Genomic DNA, 17707 nt, shown 5'->3' with positions numbered 1-17707 from the left:
CATACCTAGTCTTTTCCCGAAGGTCTTTTCACGAAATTTCATTTCTCGTTCGCCGGAGTGGTTCATGTTAATGCCCAGTAATTTCCGGTTTTTGCGTGACAAAGTGGTGACCGTCGCGCTTGCCGTACTTCTGCTGGCGGCCTGCGCCTCTCCGGCGGCGAGTCCGCCGGGCAGCGCCGCCCAGAGCCCGGCCGGACCCGCCAAGGGCGGGTCGCTGACGTTCGCCGCCGACACCGAACCCGTCACCTTCGACGCGCACGTCAGCGCGCAGGACATCACCGGCGCGATCCTGCGCAACGTCTTCGACTCGCTGATCGCCCAGGACGCCGAGGGCGCGTTCCACCCCTGGCTGGCCGAGTCGTGGGAGGTGGCGCCGGACCTGAAGAGCTACACGTTCAAGCTGCGCAAGGACGTCACCTTCCACGACGGCACCCCCTTCGACGCCAAGGCGGTGAAGGCCAACTTCGACCGCATCGCCGATCCGGCCACCAAGTCGCAGCTCGCCTCCAACCTGCTCGGCCCCTACACCGGGACCGAGATCGTGGACACGCACACGGTGAAGGTCGGGTTCTCGGCGCCCTTCGCGCCGTTCCTCCAGGCGGCCAGTACCGCTTACCTGGGCTTCTACTCGCCCAAGACGCTCGCGGCCAACGCCGCCACGCTCGGCTCCGGCGGCCCGGCGGCCGCCGGCACGGGTCCCTTCGTGTTCAGCGGCTACACCAAGGGCCAGCAGGCCACCTTCACCAGGAACGACGCCTACGCCTGGGCGCCGAAGACCAGCGCCCACCCCGGCGCCGCCTACCTCGACAAGCTGACCGTGCGCTTCCTGCCGGAGGCGTCGGTCCGGATCGGCGGGCTGACCAGCAGGCAGGTCGACGTCGCAGCGGCGATACCGTCGGCCCAGGTCAAGGCGGTCGAGGCCAACAAGGCGGTCACCGTGCTCAAGACGGACTACCCGGGCGGCAACTACAGCATCTACCTCAACACCTCCAAGGCCCCGCTGAACGACCCGAAGGTCCGCAAGGCGCTGCAGCGCGGCATCGACGTCGACACCAACGTCAAGGCGGTCTACTTCGGCCAGTTCAAGCGGGCGTGGAGCCCGCTCTCGCCCGCCACGCCCGGCTACCTCGCCGCGCTGGAGAACAGCTGGCCCTACGACCCGGCCCTGGCCGGAAAACTGCTCGACGAAGCCGGCTGGACCGGCCGGGACGCCGAGGGCTACCGCACCAAGGACGGCAAGCGCCTGGTCGTCGACTGGCCGCTGCTGCCCGCGCAGTACCTCAAGGACCAGCGCGACGTGCTCGGCCAGGCCTTCCAGGCCGACCTGAAGAAGCTCGGCGTCGAAGTGCTCCGCCCCCAGGCCGACATCGGCACCTACCTGGAGCGCGTCTACGGCGGCAAGGCCGACCTGGCCGACTACAGCTGGTCGCGCTTCGAGCCCGACGTCCTGTGGCTGCTCTTCAACGGCGCCAGCAAACTGGAGAAGGGCGGCCAGAACGGCACCTTCCTCGACGACCCCGACCTGACGAAGTGGACCGACCAGGGCCGCGCCACCCTCGACGAGGCCGTCAGGAAGGACGTGTACGCCAAGACCCAGCAGCGCGCGCTCGACCTGGCCATCGTCATCCCCGTCTACACCCAGTCGCAGGTGCTCGGCCTCGGCAGGAACGTGCACGGCCTCACGCTCGACGCCAACGCCTGGCCGCTCTTCCACGACGTCTGGCTCGATCGGCCGTCCCGGTGAGGACGCTGCTCAAGCGGCTGGTGGCAGGTCTCGCGGTGCTGTACGGCGCCGCGAGCCTCGCCTTCCTCTCGCTGCACCTCATCCCCGGCGACCCGGTCGCGATCCTGCTCGGCCCGGCCACCACCGCCTCACCCGAGGTCAGACGGCAGATCAGCGCGGAGCTCGGGTTCGACCGGCCGCTGCTCACCCAGTACCTCGGCCACCTCGGCCGGCTGGCCTCCGGCGACCTGGGCTCCTCCTACCAGCTCCAGCGCCCCGTCGGGTGGCTCATCGCCGACCAGCTCGGCCCCACCGTGCAACTGGCCGTCGCCGCGATCGTCGTGGCGCTGGCCCTCGCGCTGATCTCGGCGATCACCACGGCCGGCCGGCACCCGGCGGCCCGCGCGCTCGCCTCCGCGTGGGAGCTGACCGCGGTCTCCCTGCCCTCCTACTGGCTGGGCGTCCTCCTGCTGACCGCCTTCTCCTTCCACCTGCGGCTGTTCCCGATCATCGGCGGCGACGGCCCGGCCGCGCTGGTCCTGCCCGCGGTCACGCTCGCGCTGCCGATCGCCGGGGTGCTCGCGCAGGTCCTGCGCGAAGGGCTGGAGAGCGCGCTGGCGCAGCCGTTCGCGCTCACCGCCAGGGCCCGAGGGCTGAGCCAGACGGCGGTACGGCTGCGCCACGCGCTCAGGCACGCGGCCGGCTCCCTGGCCACGCTCGCGGGCTGGCTCGTGGGCACGCTGCTCGGCGGCGCCGTCCTGGTGGAGACCGTCTTCGGACGGCCGGGGCTCGGGGCGCTCACGCTGCAGGCCGTGCAGAACAGGGACATGCCCGTGGTCATGGGGGTGGTGCTCGTGTCGGCACTGACGTTCGTCGTCATCTCGGCGCTGGTCGACCTGCTCTACCTGGCCATCGACCCTCGGCTCAGGGGCGCGGTGGTCGCGTGAGGCGCTACTGGCCGCTGCTGGTGTCCTGCCTGGTGCTGGTGCCGTTCGGGGTGGCGGCAGCCGTACCGGAGCTGCTGAGTGACGCCTCGCCGATCGCCATCGATCCCGTCAACGCGCTGCTGCCTCCCGGTACGCGGCACTGGTTCGGCACCGACCAGCTCGGCCGCGACCTGTTCACCCGGGTCGTGCACGGCGCGCGGCCCTCGCTGCTGATCGGCGCCGGCGCCACCGCGGCGGCCGTCGTGGCCGGCGGCCTGCTCGGGCTCGCCGCCGCGCTCGGCGGGCGGGCGGCCGACCAGGTGGTCATGCGGGTGGCCGACGTCCTGATGTCGCTGCCACAGCTGCTCGTGGCCCTGGTGGTCATCGCCGTCCTCGGCGCCGGCACCACCAACCTCGTGCTGGCCATCGCCATCGCCTTCACCCCCGGGTACGCCCGCGTCGTGCGAGCGGAGGCGCTGGTCGTGCGCGGCTCCGGCTACGTCGAGTCGGCGAAGGGGCTGGGCCTGCGCCGTTCCGTCCTGATCGTCCGCCACATCCTGCCCAACGCCGTCGGCCCGCTGCTGGTCCTGGCCACCGTCGGCTTCGGCACCGCGCTCATCGCCGGATCCGGGCTCGGCTTCCTCGGCTTCGGCACCCAGCCGCCGGCGCCCGAATGGGGCGCCATGCTCGCCGAGGGCCGCGACTTCCTGGAGACGGCCTGGTGGCTCGGCGTCTTCCCCGGCGCGGCCATCACCGTCACCGTCATCGCCGTGAACGTGCTCGGCCGCGCCGCCCGCGGCCGCTTCGCCGGAGGGAAGCCGTGATCGAGGTCGAAGGGCTCACCGTGGCCTTCGGGCGGGTCCAGGTCGTGCGGGACGTGTCCTTCACCGTGGCTCCCGGCGAGTGCCTGGCCGTCGTCGGCGAATCGGGCTCGGGCAAGAGCGTCACCGCCCGCGCCCTCGTCGGCCTGGCCGGGCCGCGCGCCCACGTCACCGCCCGCCGCCTGGCCTTCGACGGCCAGGACCTGACCGGGCTGGCCGAACGGGACTGGCGGGCCGTGCGCGGCCGCCGTATCGGGCTGATCCTCCAGGACGCCCTGACCTCCCTCGACCCCCTCAGAACGGTCGGCGCGGAGATCGCCGAGTCGCTGCGCACCCATCGTGTCGTCCCCCGCGCCGAGACCGGCGCCCGCGTGCGGAGCCTCCTCACCGACGTCGGCGTCCCAGAACCGGAGCGCCGGGCACGCCAGCATCCGCACGAGCTGTCCGGGGGACTGCGGCAGCGGGCCCTCATCGCCTCCGTCCTCGCGGCCGGGCCGAGGCTGCTCGTGGCCGACGAGCCCACCACCGCGCTCGACGTGACCGTGCAGGCGCAGATCCTGGAGCTGCTGGGGGCGTTGAAGGAGCGGGGCGCCGGGCTCCTGCTGATCAGCCACGACCTCGCCGTCGTCGCCCGCCTGGCGGACCGGGTGGCGGTGATGAAGGAGGGCGCCGTCGTCGAGCAGGACACCACCGCCCAGGTCCTGTCCAACCCGCAGCACGCTTACACCAAGTCCCTGATCGCCGCCGTCCCGATGGAACCGGTGGCGATCCGCGTGTCCGTCCAGGCCACGGAAAGCCCGGCCACGGAAAGCTCGGCCACGGAAAGCTCGGCCGCAGAAGGCCCGGCCACGGCAAGCCTGTTCGCGGGAAGCCCCTCCGCGGCAAGCCTGTTCGTGGGAAGCCCGTTCGCGCTGCAGGCCGAGAATGTCTCCAAACGGTTCCGCGCCCCGGACGGCAGCCTGCGGCACGCGGTCGACGGCGTGTCGTTCCACGTCAGGATGGGTGAGACGCTCGGCATCGTCGGCGAGTCCGGCTCCGGCAAGACCACCGCAGCCCGCATCGCGCTCGGCCTCATCGAACCCGACCAGGGACGGGTCCTGCTGTCCGGCCGCCCGTGGAGCGGCATCCCCGAACGCGACCGCAGAGCCCGCCGCCGCACGATCCAGGCCGTTCACCAGGACCCGCTCAGCTCCTTCGACCCCCGCTACACCGTCGAACGCGTCGTCGCCGAGGCCGCCGCCCTGAGCGGCGTCCGAGGCCGCGACCGCACCCGCCGCGTCACCGAACTGCTCGACCAGGTCGGCCTTCCCGCCACGGTCCTCCGCCGGCACCCGCGCGAACTGTCCGGAGGACAGCGCCAGCGCGTGGCCATAGCCCGCGCACTGGCCCCGGGCCCGGACGTCCTGGTTTGCGACGAGCCCGTCTCCGCCCTGGACGTCTCCATCCAGGCCCAGATCCTCGACCTCCTGGCCGCTCTCCGCCGCGACCTGAACGTCGCCATGATCTTCATCTCGCACGACCTGGGCGTGATCCGGCAGGTCAGCGACCGGGTCGCGGTCATGAAGGACGCCCGCGTCGTGGAGACCGGGCCGGTCGGCGAGGTGTTCACCGCACCCGCGGAGCCGTACACCAAGGCGCTGCTGGCGGCGGTCCCCAGCTTTCCCGGGTACACCCCCGGTCACCCGGAGAAGCGTTCGGCGACCCGGGCGGCGTTGGACTCGGCCAGTCCCAGCGCCGCCTTGCGCAGTGGCAGGTCGTAGCGGGTGACCGAGGCGACCAGGTCCCGCATGACCACGTCGATCTTGGCGAAGGCGGCCTCGGCCGTCGGCTCGATGTCGCCGAACAGCACCCACCACCACCAGGCGTTGGTCATCACGTTGGCCAGGAAGTCGGGCACGACGGGTACGCCGCGACCCAGCAGGACCGACTCGGCCTCCGGCAGCGTGGGCAGGTTGGCCCCCTCGACCACGAGCCGGGCCAGAACCCGGGTGGCCTGCTCGGGCCCGATCACGTACGACATGGCGGCGGGCACCAGCAGGTCGGCCGGCACGTCGAGCCACTCCTCGCGCGCCCCGGTCTGGTCGTCGGGCCGCAGCGCGCGGCGGTCCACGGTGCCATGAAGGTCGCGGGCGGCGAGCATGCGTTCGACGTCCAGGCCGGCCGGGTTGCGCATGAGCCCGTCCCGGTCGGCGACGCCGACGACGGCCACCCCGGCCCGCGCGAGGTAGCGCGCCGCCGCGCCGCCGATCGAGCCGAATCCCTGCACCACCGCCGTCTCCACCCGGATGCCGCGCGCCCCGGCCACCTCCAGGGCGGCCCTGGCCACGCCGTACCCGCCGACCAGGTCCGGCAGCGGCACCCCGTCGACCGTCACCGCCATCGCGGCCCGCAGCCGTTCGCGCGCCTGGCCGGGCTCGTCGAGCAGCGCGAACGCCGCCTCGACCGTGGAGGCCAGGCCAAGGGAGCCGGCGATCTCGTCGAGGGTGTCCTGGCGCAGGCCGAAGTCCTCGCCGGTGTTCCACTGGGCGCGCACCACGGGCAGTACCGCGGTGAAGAAACGCTTCAGCACCGCGTGCGCCTGCGGATCGAGCGGGTCGACGTCGATGCCCCCCTTGGCGCCGCCCAGCGGGACGTACCGGTCGCCGGGCCTATAGACGAGCGCCTCCTTGAGCGACATGCCGCGCGCCAGCCCGCGTACCTCATCCAGCGTGCAGCCCTCGCGCAGCCGCAGCCCGCCGCTGGCCACGCCGCGCACGAGGCTGTCGATGACGACGTAGCCGCGCCGCCCGGTGACGGGGTCGGTCCAGGTGATCTCCAGCAGGCTCATGGGGACTCCTTCACGTGGATGAGCGTGGGCCGGTCGGCGGTGAGCGCCTCCTTGAGCGCCGAGGTCAGCGTCGTCTCGTCGTCGGCGCGCAGGCCGCGGGCGCCGAGCGCGCGGGCGAGCAGCGCGAAGTCGGGGGAGGGCAGGTCCACGGCCTGCCGGGGGTCGTCGCGGGCGGCCATCTCGGCGCGGATCTCGCCGTAGCCGCCGTTGTCGACGACCACGACCGGCAGCGGCAGCCCGAGCTGCACAGCGGCGGCCAGCTCGGCCACCGTGAACATCACCCCGCCGTCGCCCATCAGCGCCGCCACCTCTCGCCCCGGTGCCGCCACCGCCGCGCCGATGGCGGCGGGCAGGCCGTAGCCGAGCGTGCCGTACCCGGTGGGATAGAGGAAACGCGCCCGCAGCCCGGTCAGCGCGCCGTAGTAGCAGACCATGGCGCTGTCCCCGGCCACGACCGCCTCGGGGCCGAGCCCGGAGTTCAGCGCGCGCACGATCCACTCCCACCGCGCGCCCTCCGCCCGGCCCTGCCCGTCCTTGAGCACCCGCCACCGCGCCACTTCCTCATGCGGTACGGCCATGCCGTCCCCCAGCAGCCGGATCAGCCGGTCAAGCGTGACCGGAGCGTCTCCGGCCAGTGCGACGTCCGGAACGGCGTTCGTCACGATCTGGGCCGGGTCCACGTCCACCCTGACCACCGCCCCGGTGAACTCCAGCGGCCCGTTCCACAGATCCGACGGCGCCAGCTCGCACCCGACCACAAGCACCACGTCGGCCCAGGCGGCGAGATCCCGCACGGCGGGCAGATGCAGCCCGGCCCCGAGCGCCAGCGGATGGTCCTCGGACAGGACACCCTTGCCGTTGGCGCTGGTCACGACCGGAGCCCCCAGCCGCTCGGCGAGCTCGCGCACCGCCGCGCCCCGCGCGCCGCCACCCGCTATCACCAACGGCCGGGCGGCGCCCGCGAGCAGCCGGGCCGCCTCGGACAGCTCCGCCGCACCGGGCACCCGCACCGGCGGCAGCACCGGAGACACGTCCGCGACCACCGCCCGCGTGTCCAGGAGGTCCAGCGGGATCTCCAGGTGCACCGGGCGCGGCCGTCCCCCGGTCATCGCCGCGAACGCCGAGGCCACCGCGGCCGGGATCTCCGCCACGCCGCCGACCCGGTGGCTGTAGGCGGCCACGGAGTCCAGGGCGCGGCTCTGGTCACGGGTCTCGTGCAGGTACCCGCTGCCCGCCACGTGCCCGGACGGCATGCCGGGGGAGAGCAGCAGCACGGGCACCGAGTCGGAGTAGGCCTGCCCGATCGCCGCCGCCGCGTTGAGCGTGGCCGGTCCCGAGGTCACCAGCGCCACCCCGGGCCGCCCGCTCACCCGCGCGTACCCGTCCGCGGCATACCCGGCCCCCTGCTCATGCCTGGTCAGCACGTGCCGTACCCCGTAGGCGGGCAGGTGCCGGTAGATCTCCAGGTTGTGGGTGCCCGGAATGCCGAACACGACATCCACCCCGTGCAGGGCCAGCGCCCTGACCAAGGACTCCCCACCCGAGATGGCGGTCATCGGATCACCACCAGCGCGTCCACCGCGAGCACGCCGTCCGGTCCGGCGCGCAGCGGGTTGATCTCGCACTCGGCCACGTGCTCCTGCTCGGCGATCACCCGAGACACCGCCACGACGACCCGCGCCGCAGCCACCTCGTCCACCGGAGGCGCGCCCCGCCAGCCGCGCAGCAGCGGGTAGGCCCGGAGCCGGCGCAGCATCGCCAGCGCCTGCTCCTCGTCCACGGGCGCCAGCGCGACCACGACGTCCTCGTACAACTCGCTCAACGTCCCCCCGGCCCCCACCATCACCACCGGGCCGAACGAGGGGTCGCGCCGCCCGCCCGCGATCAGCTCGACGATCCCGGCCCGCGTGTCCATCTCCTCCAGCACGTACTCGCCCGCCCCCAGCCTCTCGCGCATCCCGGCCAGCGCCGCGCCCACCTGGTCAGGACCGCGCAGCCCCACGGCCACCCCGCCGGACTCGGTCTTGTGCGCGAGCCAACCCGCCTTCAACACGTACGGCCCCGCCACCTCAGCCGCCTCCCCGGAGACCGCGACGGCCCGCGGATACGGCACGCCGTACCACTCGAACAACGCCCGCGCCCCGAGATAGCCAGGCGCGACGGTCCGAGGCGCGGCCGGGACGGCGGCGGGAACCGCGACCGGCCGGGAAGCCAGCTCGGTGGCCAGCCCCAGCGAGCCCACGGCCTGGTCGATGGTCGCGTACGTCGGCACGTTGTGCTCGCGCAGCGCGCGGACGGCGGCCGAGTCGCGGCACATGCTGTGCACCACGACCGTGCGCCCGCGCTCGCGCACCAGCGTGCCGAGCGTGTCGACCACGGCCAGTTCGCGCGCGAGAAGGGACGGCGCGTCCGCGCCGTAGGAGCCGAAGTAGCCGGTGAGCAGCACGCTGTCCACCTCCCCGCTGTCCAGCAGCACTCCGACCAGCTTCGCGTAGGTGGACAGGTCGCGCTCACCCGCCCCCGCCAGGTCGATCGGGTTGCGCACGGCCGCGCCCGGCGGCAGCAACGCGGCGACCCGGGGGGCGGCGGCTTCGAGGGCGGGCACTTCGAGCCCGTGCGCGCTGAGCAGGTCGGCCGCCAGCGCGCCCTGCCCGCCGCTGTCGCCGACGACGGCCACCCGCCGCCCGACCGGCGCGGGCGCGTCGAGCAAGAGCTGGGCCAGGTCGACCGCCTGCGCGGGGGTGCGGGTCAGGATGGCGCCCGCGGCCCGGCAGGCGGCCTCGACCACGGCGGTCCCGGCGGTGAGCGAGCCGGTGTGCGAGCGGGCGGCCGCGCGCCCGGCGTCGCTGGCGCCGACGGTCAGCACGATCACCGGCTTGCCCGCCGAGCGCAGCGCCGCGAGCGTGCGCACCAGGGCCCGCCCGTCGCCGAAGCTCTCCAGGTAGACCACGACCACCCGGGTGGCCGCGTGCCCGGCCAGGTCGTCCAGGACCTCGACCGCGGTGACGTCGGCCTGGTTGCCGACCGAGACGAACCGCGACACCCCGATGCCCGCCTCCCCGGCCAGCCCGGCCAGTTCGAGCCCGAGCTGCCCCGACTGCGAGACGATGCCGAGCGCCCCCGGCGAGAACGTGCCCCAGGCCAGCTCCAGCGCCGCGGACGCGTCGTAGATGCCCAGGCAGTTGGGGCCGATGAGGCGCGCCCCCGCCCGCCGTACCCGCTCGGCCAGTTCCGCCTCCTCGGCGGGCGGCAGACCGGCGGTGATGCCGACGAACCCCTTCACGCCCAGCTCCAGCGCCTCGTCCACGAGCGCCGGCAGCGCCGCGGCCGGCGTGCACAGCACGGCCAGCTCCGGCGGCTCGGCCAGCGCGCGCAGCCCGGGTACGGCCCGCACCCCGTCCACCACCGCGCCCGACCGGCTGACCAGGTGGACCTTGCGCCGGTGTGAGCCGCGCAGCGCGCCTCTGGCCAGCCAGTACCCCCACTTGGCCGGGTCGGCGGAGGCGCCCACGACGGCGACGGAGGCCGGATCGGAGAAGACCCTCATCGGGCCAGCGACCGGGAGATGATGAGCCGCTGGATGTCGGAGGTGCCTTCCTCGATCTCCTCCAGCTTGGCGTCGCGCATCCACTTCTCCAGCAGGAACTCCCGCGAGTACCCCCAGCCGCCGTGCGTCTGCAGGGCGGCCCAGGTGCACCACATGGCGTTCTCCGAGGCGGTCAGCTTGGCGATGGCCGCCTCCTCGGCGCACGGCCGGCCGCTGTCGTGCACGCGGGCGGCCCGCCAGGTGAGCAGCCGGGAGGCGTCCACCTTGGCCGCCATGTCGGCCAGCCGGAAGGCGACCGCCTGGTGCTGGATGATCGGCACGCCGAACTGCTCACGCTCCTTCGCGTAGCCGAGCGCGGCGTCCAGGGCGGCCCGCGACAGGCCGGTGCAGGCCGCCGCGATCAGGATCCGGGAGGCGTCGAAGGTGCGCATCAGACCGTAGAAGCCCTGGCCCTCCTCGCCGAGGCGGTGCTCGGCCGGGACGCGCACGCCGTCCAGGAACACCTCGGCGCTGACGATCGCGCGCTGGCCCATCTTGGGCAGCGCCCGGCCGATGCGCAGGCCGGGCGTGTCACGCTCCACCACGAACGCGCTCACGCCGCGCGAGCGCGAACCCGGCGCGACCGTGGCGAACACGACGATCCAGCGGGCGTAGGGCGCGTTCGAGATCCACGTCTTCTGGCCGGTCAGCACGTAGTCCGAGCCGTCGCGCTCGGCCCTGGTCGTCAGCGCGGCGGCGTCGGAGCCCACGCCCGGCTCGGTCACCGCCAGCGCCGTCATGGGCGGATCGCCGCCGGTCAGCGGGCGCAGCCAGCGTTCCCTCTGCTCGGGGGTGCCGAGCGTCTCGACCGGGCCGGCGAAGAAGCCGTTGGAGGTCAGCAGGTTGCCGATGCCGATGTCGCCGTAACACAGCTCCTCGGTGACCAGCGCCTGGGTGACGAGATCGGTGACGCCGCCCCCGCCGTACTGCTCGGGCAGCATGAACGAGGTCAGCCCGAGCTTGGCCGCCTTCTCCCACAGGTCCAGCGGCGACTCGTGGTCGGCGTCGTCGACCTCGCGGGCCCGCGGCCGGATCTCGCGCAGCGCGAAGTCGCGGGCCAGCGCCACGAAGTCGCGCTGTTCGCCGGTCAGCTCGAAGCCGTCAGTGATGGCACGCATGGCTCTCCTATGCGGGGACGTTGACGCTGTCGTGCTCGCTCCAGTGCGCGACGACCTCGTCGCCTGGGCGTGGCAACTCTTCCGGCCGTACGGTGGTTCGGGCGACCAGGCGCTGCCCGCCGGGCCGTTCGACCTCGATGCGCAGCCCGCCGCCCACGTAGATCACCTCGCGGACCACGGCCCGCAGGCCGGGGCCGTCCGGCGGCCCGATCCGCAGGTGCTGCGGGCGCACCAGCAGCAGGCCGCCGTCCTCGTCCAGCAGGTTGGACTCGCCCAGGAACTCGGCCACGTACCGGGAGGCGGGCGTCTCATAAAGCTCCTGCGGCGTGCCGACCTGCACGATCCGGCCCTCGCGCAGCAGCGCGACCCGGTCGGACATGGTCAGCGCCTCCTCCTGGTCGTGGGTGACGAAGACGAAGGTGATGCCGAGCTCGCGGTGCAGCCGCTTGATCTCCAGCTGGAGCTGCTCGCGCAGGCGCTTGTCCAGCGCGCCGAGCGGCTCGTCCATGAGCAGCACCCGGGGCTGGAAGACGATCGCGCGGGCCAGCGCCACCCGCTGCTGCTGCCCGCCGGACAGCTGGGCGGGCCGCCGCTCGCCGAGCGCGCCCAGCTCGACCACCTCCAGCGCGTCGCCGACCCGGCGGCGCAGCTCCGCGCCCCTGACCTTGCGCCGGCGTAGCGGGAAGGCGACGTTCTCGAAGACGTTCATGTGCGGGAAGAGCGCGTAGTGCTGGAAGACCATGCCGAGCTCGCGCCGGTGCGGCGGCACGCCGGTGATGTCGGCGTCGTCCACGAGCACGCTGCCCGAGGTCGGCTCGGTGAACCCGGCGACCACGTTGAGCAGCGTCGACTTGCCCGACCCGCTGCTGCCCAGCAACGTCATGAACTCGCCCGCCGCCACGTGCAGCGACACCTCGTCCAGCGCGAGCGAGCCCGGATACCGCTTGGTCACGGCCCGCACGTCCACGGCGCCTGTCATGACTTCCTCCGTCTCAAGAGCCCGGCGGTGGCGAACACGGCCAGCGTCACCAGCAGCAACATGGTCGAGACCGCCGCCACCGTCGGATCGATCTGCACGCGCACGCCCGACCACATCTGCACCGGCAGCGTCGTCAGGTCCGGCCCCGACAGGAACACCCCGGTCACCACCTCGTCGAAGGAGGTGACGAAGGCGAACACCGCGCCACCGGCCAGCCCCGGCGCGATCAGCGGCAGCGTCACCCTGGCGAACGTGCTGACCGGCCCCGCGCCCAGGCTCATCGCCGCCTGCTCCAGCCGCCGGTCGAAGGAGACCAGCGACGAGGACACCGTGATCACCACGTACGGCACCGCCAGCGCCGTGTGCACGAGCACGAAGCCGAGCGTGGTCTGGGTCAGCCCCAGCTCCAGGAAGGTCGCGTAGACCGCCAGCCCGACGATCACGTACGGCACCAGCACCGGGGCCATCACCAGCCCGGAGACCAGCGCCCGCAGCCGGTAGCGGCCACGGACCATGCCGAGCGCGGCAGCCGTACCCAGGACCAGGGAGAGCAACGTCACCAGGACGGCCACGCGCAGGCTCGCCAGCGCGCTGTCCAGCCAGACCGGGTCGGTGAAGAAGTTCTCGTACCAGCGCCCCGACCACTCCTTGGGCGGGAACTCCAGGAAGGAGCTGGCCGAGAACGAGGTCGGGATCACGATGAAGACCGGCAGCACCAGGTAGACGGCGGTGAGCGCGGCCAGCACCCACAGCGCGATCCGGCCGGGCCTCACGAGCCGCTGCCGATCATCTTGCGCAGGTCGACGAGCCGCGAGGCGACCAGCAGCAGCGCCCCGGTCACCAGCAGCAGGATGACGGCCAGCGCGGAGGCGAAGCCCCAGCGCAGCACGCCGGACAGCTGTTGCACGATCAGCTCGCCGATCATCACGTCCTTGGGCCCGCCGAGCAGCGCGGGCGTGACGTAGAAGCCGAGCGTGGAGACGAACACCAGCAGCAGCGCGGCGGCCACGCCCGGCAGCGCGAGCGGCGCGTACACCCGCCAGAACGCGAAGACCGGCGTGGCGCCGAGCCCTTCGGCGGCCCGCAGCAGGCGGCGGTCGATGCCGCGCATCGTCGCGTACATCGGCAGCACCGCGAACGGCAGCATCACCTGGACCATGCCGATCGTGATGCCGGCGAGGTTGCGCAGCAGCGGCACCGGCTCGCCGGGGATGAGCGCGTTGACCACGCCGGTGTCGCGCAGTAGCAGCACCCACGCGAACGTGCGCACCAGCAGGCTGGTCCAGAACGGCACCAGCACCGCCGCCATCAGCACGCCCCGCCAGAACGGCCGCGCCACCGTCATCAGGTACGCGTACGGGAACCCGAGCAGCAACGTCACCAGCGTGACCAGCCCGGCGGTGACGAAGGTGTTGCCCAGCACGTCCAGGTAGACGGGCGAGTCGAAGAACGCGGCGTAGTTGCCGAGGCCGGGCTCCGGGTCGGTGAGGCTGCGCGCCAGCACCGAGGCGAGCGGGTAGACGAACACGACCAGCAGGAACGCCGCCAGCGGCAGGACCAGCATCCCCCACCCGTCACCGAGCCTGCGCAGTGCCGTCACCTGGCCATCCACTCGTTGAACCGCTCGGTGACCTTGTCGTAGTTGGCGGCCCAGTAGGTGTAATCGATGATCGCCGCCCGCTTCTTCGCGTTCGCCGGGTCGGTCGGCAGCTCCTTGCGCACCTGGGGATCGACCAGCGGCAGCGCCTTGTCGTTGACCGGCGCGTACGCGGCCTGGTTGGCGTACTGGGCCTGGCCCTTGGTGTCGGACAGGAAGTGGTTGAGCCACTCCATCGCCAGGTCGGCGCGCGGGTATCCGGCGGGGATGACGAGCTGGTCGTAGGACAGGAAGTGCTCGTTCCACTCGTTGGCGACCGGCTGGCCGTCCTTGGCGGCGGCGAAGATCCGGCCGTTCCACGCCTGGATGAGCGGGGTCTCGCCGCTGGAGATGAGCTGTTGCTGCTGCTCGCCGGTCTCGTAGAAGACGATGTCCTTCTTGATGGTGTCGAGCTTGCGGAAGGCGCGGTCGATGTCGAGCGGGTAGAGCTTGTCCCTGGGAACGCCGTCGGCCAGGAGGGCGGCCTCGAAGATGGCGCCGGTGGCGTACTTCCAGAAGCCGCGCTTGCCGGGGAACTTCGCGGTGTCGAAGAACTCGGCCCAGGTCTTGGGGTGGTTCTCGGCGGTGAACGCCTTGGTGTTGTAGGCGATGGTGAAGGCGTACTCCAGCACCGGGGCGGCGCAGTCGCCGACCAGCTCCGGCTTGACCATCGAGGTGTCGACCTTGGCCTTGTCGAGCTTGACCGCCCAGCCGTTCTGGCAGGCGGTGACGGCGAAGTTGGGCTCGACCTCGACCGCGCCCCAGCTGACCTTCTTCGACTCCACCTGCGCCCGGAACTTCGCGTAGTCGGTGGGGGAGTCCTGCTTGACCGTGACGCCCTTGCTCTTGGCCCACGGCTCGATCCACGCGGCGACGGACCTCTTCTGGTCGTCGCCGCCCCACATGACGACCGTGAGCTCCTTGGCGTCCGCACCGCCCGAGCCGCCACCGCACGCGGTGAGCGCCAGCAGGCCGGCCACCGCGGCCACCATAGTCCGACGCGACATGCCGCCTCCATAGTTGACTGGCGAGCCAGTTATTAATGGAGCACTGTGGCGCACGTCACCCGGGATGTCAACGGGTCAGGACTCCAGATCGCGCAGGAAGGCGTCGCAGACCTCGCTCATGCGCGCCACCGTCATGCTCCGCGAGCCCACCAGAACCTGGATCGCCAGGCCGTCGATCATGCCGATGAGCTGATTGGCCAGTTCGACCGCGTCACCGGCGCGCAGCATCCCCTGCGCCTGGCCGTCCCGGATCACCGCGGCCACGATGCGCCGCCACTCGCCGTAGACCCGCTCGTTGAGATCCTGGAGCTCCGGCTCCCGCAGCGCCTCGCTCCAGAGCTCCATCCACACCCGCCACGCCTGTACGGTCTCCGGACTGTCCGGCAGATACGACCGGACGAACGCCCGGAGCCGCGCCTTCGGATCCTCACCGCTGTCGAAGATCGGGCGGCGGCGTTCGATCGAGCGGGTGAAGTTGTCGTCGAAGGCGGCGTGCACCACCTCGCGCTTGTTGGCGAAGTAGTAGTGCACGGTGCCGTTGCTGGTGCCGGCCCGTTTCGCCACGTCGGAGACGCGCAGCGCCCGCAGGCCCACCTCTGCGAGCACCTCGCAGGTGGCCCGCAGGATCTGGGCGCGGCGCTCGGCCTCGACGCTGGGACGTGGCATGGGCATCTCCTGGGAACGTTACGGCGATCACCCGCACCCTAGCCGTTGGGGTGTCATCGCAAAGATAACTGGCCCACTAACCAGTTATTCCCAACCCCTCGTCCCCGGCCCGTTCCCCCGCAAGCCCGGCCCCCCGTTCCACACGCCCAGCACCCGGTTCCCTCGCACGTCCTGCCCCGGTTTCCTCGCACGTCCTGCCCTGGTTTCCCGCACGCCCAGTACCCGTTCCCTCGCACGCCCTGCTACGCCGTTCCCCTCCCGGCGGCGGCAGAGCCACGGTGACCAGCGCCCGCCATCATGGCCGCTTCGGCGCCCCCTCCGCCGAGCGCGGCACCGGGTCTGGCCAAGAGCGGCACGGGGCCCGGTCGAGCGCAGCACCGGGTCTGGCCAAGAGCGGCACCGGGTCCGGCCGAGCGCGGCGCCTCCGACCTCGCATGAGATCGGAGGCGCGTATGTGGACGTGGTGACGTGTGCCGGGGTGTGTTCGCGGTCGGTGGGTCAGGGGCGGGGGATGGAGACGGCGTTGTAGGTCGTGTCGGGGGCGGGCGGGGTGGTGAAGCGGGCGTTGGGCAGGTACAGGCGGGACCCGAACGAGGCCACCGTGGTAGGCACGTCGAACAGAGCGCTGGTCACCCGCTGGACCACCCGGCCCTCGGTCCCGGAAGCGTTTAGCCGCAGGACGGCCACGGTGTTGATCCGGTTCTGCACCGCGTACAGGGTCCGGCCGCGCAGCAGCAGGCCGTCGCCCTGCGGCAGCGCCTCGCCCTGAAGGTCGATCCTGGAGGTGACACCGGAGCCGTCCACGCGGAACAGGCCGCCGGTGTTCGACTGCACGATGATCAGGCCCCGGCCGTCGGGGGTGGCGGCGATGCCGTTGGCGTTGATGCCGGTGCCGTACACCAGATCTCCCGTGAGCGGGACCCGCACCACGTCGGCGGGCAGCCGTCCGCCACGCAGGGACAGCTTGTAGAGCACGGGGTTGGTGGAGTCGGTGAACCACGCGGCGTCGCGGGTGAGGACGACGTCGTTGACGAACGCGGGTGTGGTGGACAGCCGGTAGGAGGCCAGGACCCGGCCGGTGCGGGTGTCGATGACGCGGGCGTCTCCGGCCGTGCCGCCCGCCACGAACAGGCGTCCGCGCTCGTCGAGCTTCATGCCGACGGACGGGGTGCCGGGGCCCTCGCTGAGGATCGAGCCGAGGCCGGTACGCAGGTCGGCGCGGTAGATGGAACCGTTGGCCAGCGAGCCCAGGTAGGCGAACGGGCCGGAGCCGATGGCGATGCCCTCGGGCCGGAAGCCGTTGGGCAGGGAGATCGACTCGGGATACCTCCGGTCAGAAGAGGTCGCCCCGGCGGGACCACCCGTGGCGACGGCCAGGCCGAGCGTGGTGACAATCGCGCAAAGGAGCCTGATGGTTCGCAGCATCTGATGCCCTTTCCAATCGTCTGGGCACCCACGCTAGATCAACGACCGGCGCGCGCAAGTGAGGAACGCACCGGCGGTGATGCGGTACGCCTCTGGCCCGGCCGGGCGCGGCGGCCTAGCGTCCGGTCCATGGCTGCTCTGCAACGTCTCGCTGTGCTGCTCGTCGCCGTCGTGGTGCCGGCCGGGGGCCTGGCCGTCCCCGCCCGGGCGGACGTCTCGTACTTCTGCCTGTCGGTGGCGAGGTTCCCGCCGGTCGGGCTGCGGTACGAGGTGCGGGGCCTGATGTGCCACGGATCGGGCACCACCGACGTCACCATCACCGGGGGCGGCAGCCTGGTGACGCATCTGTGCCACACCGCCACGCTGGCGGGCACCACGCTGACGGGCAAGGACTGCCGCCAGGCGCCCGGCTGAGGTGCCACTGAGGTGCCGGAGGCCGGGGGGCGGCCTCCGGCACATCTGGCCTACTCGTCGGTCACCTTCAGCGTCCCCAGGAAGAGCGTCCGCCGGGTGTCGCTGCACTCGTCGGTGAAGTCCACGGTGACGCCGACGTTGAGCCCGCCGGCGAGGACGCTGGTGCCGAACAGCCTGATCTCGTCGTCGTGGTGGATGACGCCGTTCTTGCGCGCGACCTTGGTCGTCCAGGTCGTGGATGCAGTGCCGGTGAGCTGGTAGACCGCGTTGGTGCCCGGCTCCACGTCGCCGCCGAGGGCGATGTTGGCGAAGTCGGTGGCGAGATCGAACGCGCTGATGAAGATCTCGCCGCCCGGCGCCAGCGTGGTGAGCGAATGGCCGGGGCCGTGCCGGAGGCCGCCGGAGTCGTTGCTCTTCCACATGCCGACGTACGACGGCGCGGGGCAGTCGGCCAGGGCCGGCGAGGACACCGCGCCACCGGTCAGCAGGGCGGTGGTCGTGATCAACGCGAGAGCGGCGGTCCACCGAAGGCGGGTGGGGCGCATGGTTTCAGCTCCTTTGCTCCTCCGAACCCGGGTG

16 protein-coding genes are annotated in these 17707 nt (G+C 72.4%); 5 read left to right on the top strand and 11 right to left on the bottom strand.

What is annotated here, in order from left to right; translation table 11 throughout:
• Positions 1-91 precede the first annotated feature (91 nt).
• From HNR40_RS36165 to HNR40_RS36150, 4 genes are read left to right on the top strand one after another with little or no spacing between them, the layout of a single operon-like run.
• Positions 92-1744 carry an ABC transporter substrate-binding protein gene (locus HNR40_RS36165; RefSeq protein WP_221341256.1) on the top strand — a complete coding sequence of 551 codons (1653 nt, stop codon included), beginning with the start codon at positions 92-94 and terminating at the stop codon, positions 1742-1744.
• Entirely contained in the window at positions 1741-2670 is a 930-nt protein-coding gene (locus tag HNR40_RS36160; RefSeq protein WP_312896649.1) for an ABC transporter permease, read from the top strand. Before HNR40_RS36165 ends, HNR40_RS36160 begins: the two co-directional genes overlap by 4 nt.
• The gene (locus HNR40_RS55340; protein ID WP_312896648.1) at positions 2667-3473 is read left to right on the top strand and encodes an ABC transporter permease; all 807 of its coding nucleotides are present in this window, start codon (positions 2667-2669) and stop codon (positions 3471-3473) included. The genes HNR40_RS36160 and HNR40_RS55340 overlap by 4 nt, the downstream gene beginning before the upstream one ends.
• The gene (locus HNR40_RS36150; protein WP_312896647.1) at positions 3470-5230 is read left to right on the top strand and encodes a dipeptide ABC transporter ATP-binding protein; all 1761 of its coding nucleotides are present in this window, start codon (positions 3470-3472) and stop codon (positions 5228-5230) included. The genes HNR40_RS55340 and HNR40_RS36150 overlap by 4 nt, the downstream gene beginning before the upstream one ends.
• Here HNR40_RS36150 and HNR40_RS36145 read toward each other — a convergent pair.
• The 10 genes from HNR40_RS36145 to HNR40_RS36100 form a co-directional block, all read right to left on the bottom strand.
• Positions 5149-6297 (bottom strand): Glu/Leu/Phe/Val dehydrogenase dimerization domain-containing protein, encoded by a 1149-nt coding sequence (locus HNR40_RS36145; protein WP_184969481.1) that lies wholly within the window; start codon positions 6295-6297, stop codon positions 5149-5151. The genes HNR40_RS36150 and HNR40_RS36145 overlap by 82 nt on opposite strands.
• Positions 6294-7853: a 5-guanidino-2-oxopentanoate decarboxylase gene (locus HNR40_RS36140; protein ID WP_184969479.1), complete on the bottom strand. Its 1560-nt coding sequence runs from the start codon at positions 7851-7853 to the stop codon at positions 6294-6296. The genes HNR40_RS36145 and HNR40_RS36140 overlap by 4 nt, the downstream gene beginning before the upstream one ends.
• Positions 7850-9844 (bottom strand): acetate--CoA ligase family protein, encoded by a 1995-nt coding sequence (locus HNR40_RS36135; RefSeq protein ID WP_184969477.1) that lies wholly within the window; start codon positions 9842-9844, stop codon positions 7850-7852. The genes HNR40_RS36140 and HNR40_RS36135 overlap by 4 nt, the downstream gene beginning before the upstream one ends.
• Positions 9841-11001: an acyl-CoA dehydrogenase family protein gene (locus HNR40_RS36130; RefSeq protein WP_184969475.1), complete on the bottom strand. Its 1161-nt coding sequence runs from the start codon at positions 10999-11001 to the stop codon at positions 9841-9843. Before HNR40_RS36130 ends, HNR40_RS36135 begins: the two co-directional genes overlap by 4 nt.
• A 7-nt stretch (positions 11002-11008) precedes the next feature.
• On the bottom strand, positions 11009-11980 hold the full coding sequence (locus HNR40_RS36125) for an ABC transporter ATP-binding protein (protein WP_184969473.1): 972 nt from the start codon (positions 11978-11980) through the stop codon (positions 11009-11011).
• On the bottom strand, positions 11977-12753 hold the full coding sequence (locus HNR40_RS36120; protein WP_184969471.1) for an ABC transporter permease: 777 nt from the start codon (positions 12751-12753) through the stop codon (positions 11977-11979). The genes HNR40_RS36125 and HNR40_RS36120 overlap by 4 nt, the downstream gene beginning before the upstream one ends.
• Positions 12750-13580, bottom strand: coding sequence for an ABC transporter permease (locus HNR40_RS36115; protein ID WP_221341255.1), 831 nt, complete (start codon positions 13578-13580; stop codon positions 12750-12752). The genes HNR40_RS36120 and HNR40_RS36115 overlap by 4 nt, the downstream gene beginning before the upstream one ends.
• Complete coding sequence (locus tag HNR40_RS36110) at positions 13577-14623, bottom strand: ABC transporter substrate-binding protein (protein ID WP_184969467.1); 1047 nt, start codon at positions 14621-14623, stop codon at positions 13577-13579. Before HNR40_RS36110 ends, HNR40_RS36115 begins: the two co-directional genes overlap by 4 nt.
• 75 nt (positions 14624-14698) lie before the next feature.
• On the bottom strand, positions 14699-15289 hold the full coding sequence (locus HNR40_RS36105; protein WP_184969465.1) for a TetR/AcrR family transcriptional regulator: 591 nt from the start codon (positions 15287-15289) through the stop codon (positions 14699-14701).
• Positions 15290-15787: 498 nt separating this feature from the next.
• Entirely contained in the window at positions 15788-16714 is a 927-nt protein-coding gene (locus HNR40_RS36100; RefSeq protein ID WP_184969463.1) for an SMP-30/gluconolactonase/LRE family protein, read from the bottom strand.
• 129 nt (positions 16715-16843) lie between these two features.
• Between HNR40_RS36100 and HNR40_RS36095 the strand changes: the two genes are divergently transcribed.
• Positions 16844-17128, top strand: a complete 285-nt coding sequence (locus HNR40_RS36095; RefSeq protein WP_184969461.1) for a hypothetical protein — start codon at positions 16844-16846, stop codon at positions 17126-17128.
• A gap of 50 nt (positions 17129-17178) precedes the next feature.
• Here the strand turns inward: HNR40_RS36095 and HNR40_RS36090 are convergent, their stop codons facing one another.
• Positions 17179-17673 carry a hypothetical protein gene (locus tag HNR40_RS36090; RefSeq protein WP_184969459.1) on the bottom strand — a complete coding sequence of 165 codons (495 nt, stop codon included), beginning with the start codon at positions 17671-17673 and terminating at the stop codon, positions 17179-17181.
• Between the last annotated feature and the right edge of the window lie 34 nt (positions 17674-17707).

Source organism: Nonomuraea endophytica, from assembly GCF_014203235.1.
GTDB classification, from domain to species: Bacteria; Actinomycetota; Actinomycetes; order Streptosporangiales; family Streptosporangiaceae; genus Nonomuraea; species Nonomuraea endophytica.
This window is presented reverse-complemented; position numbering and strand designations above follow the sequence as displayed.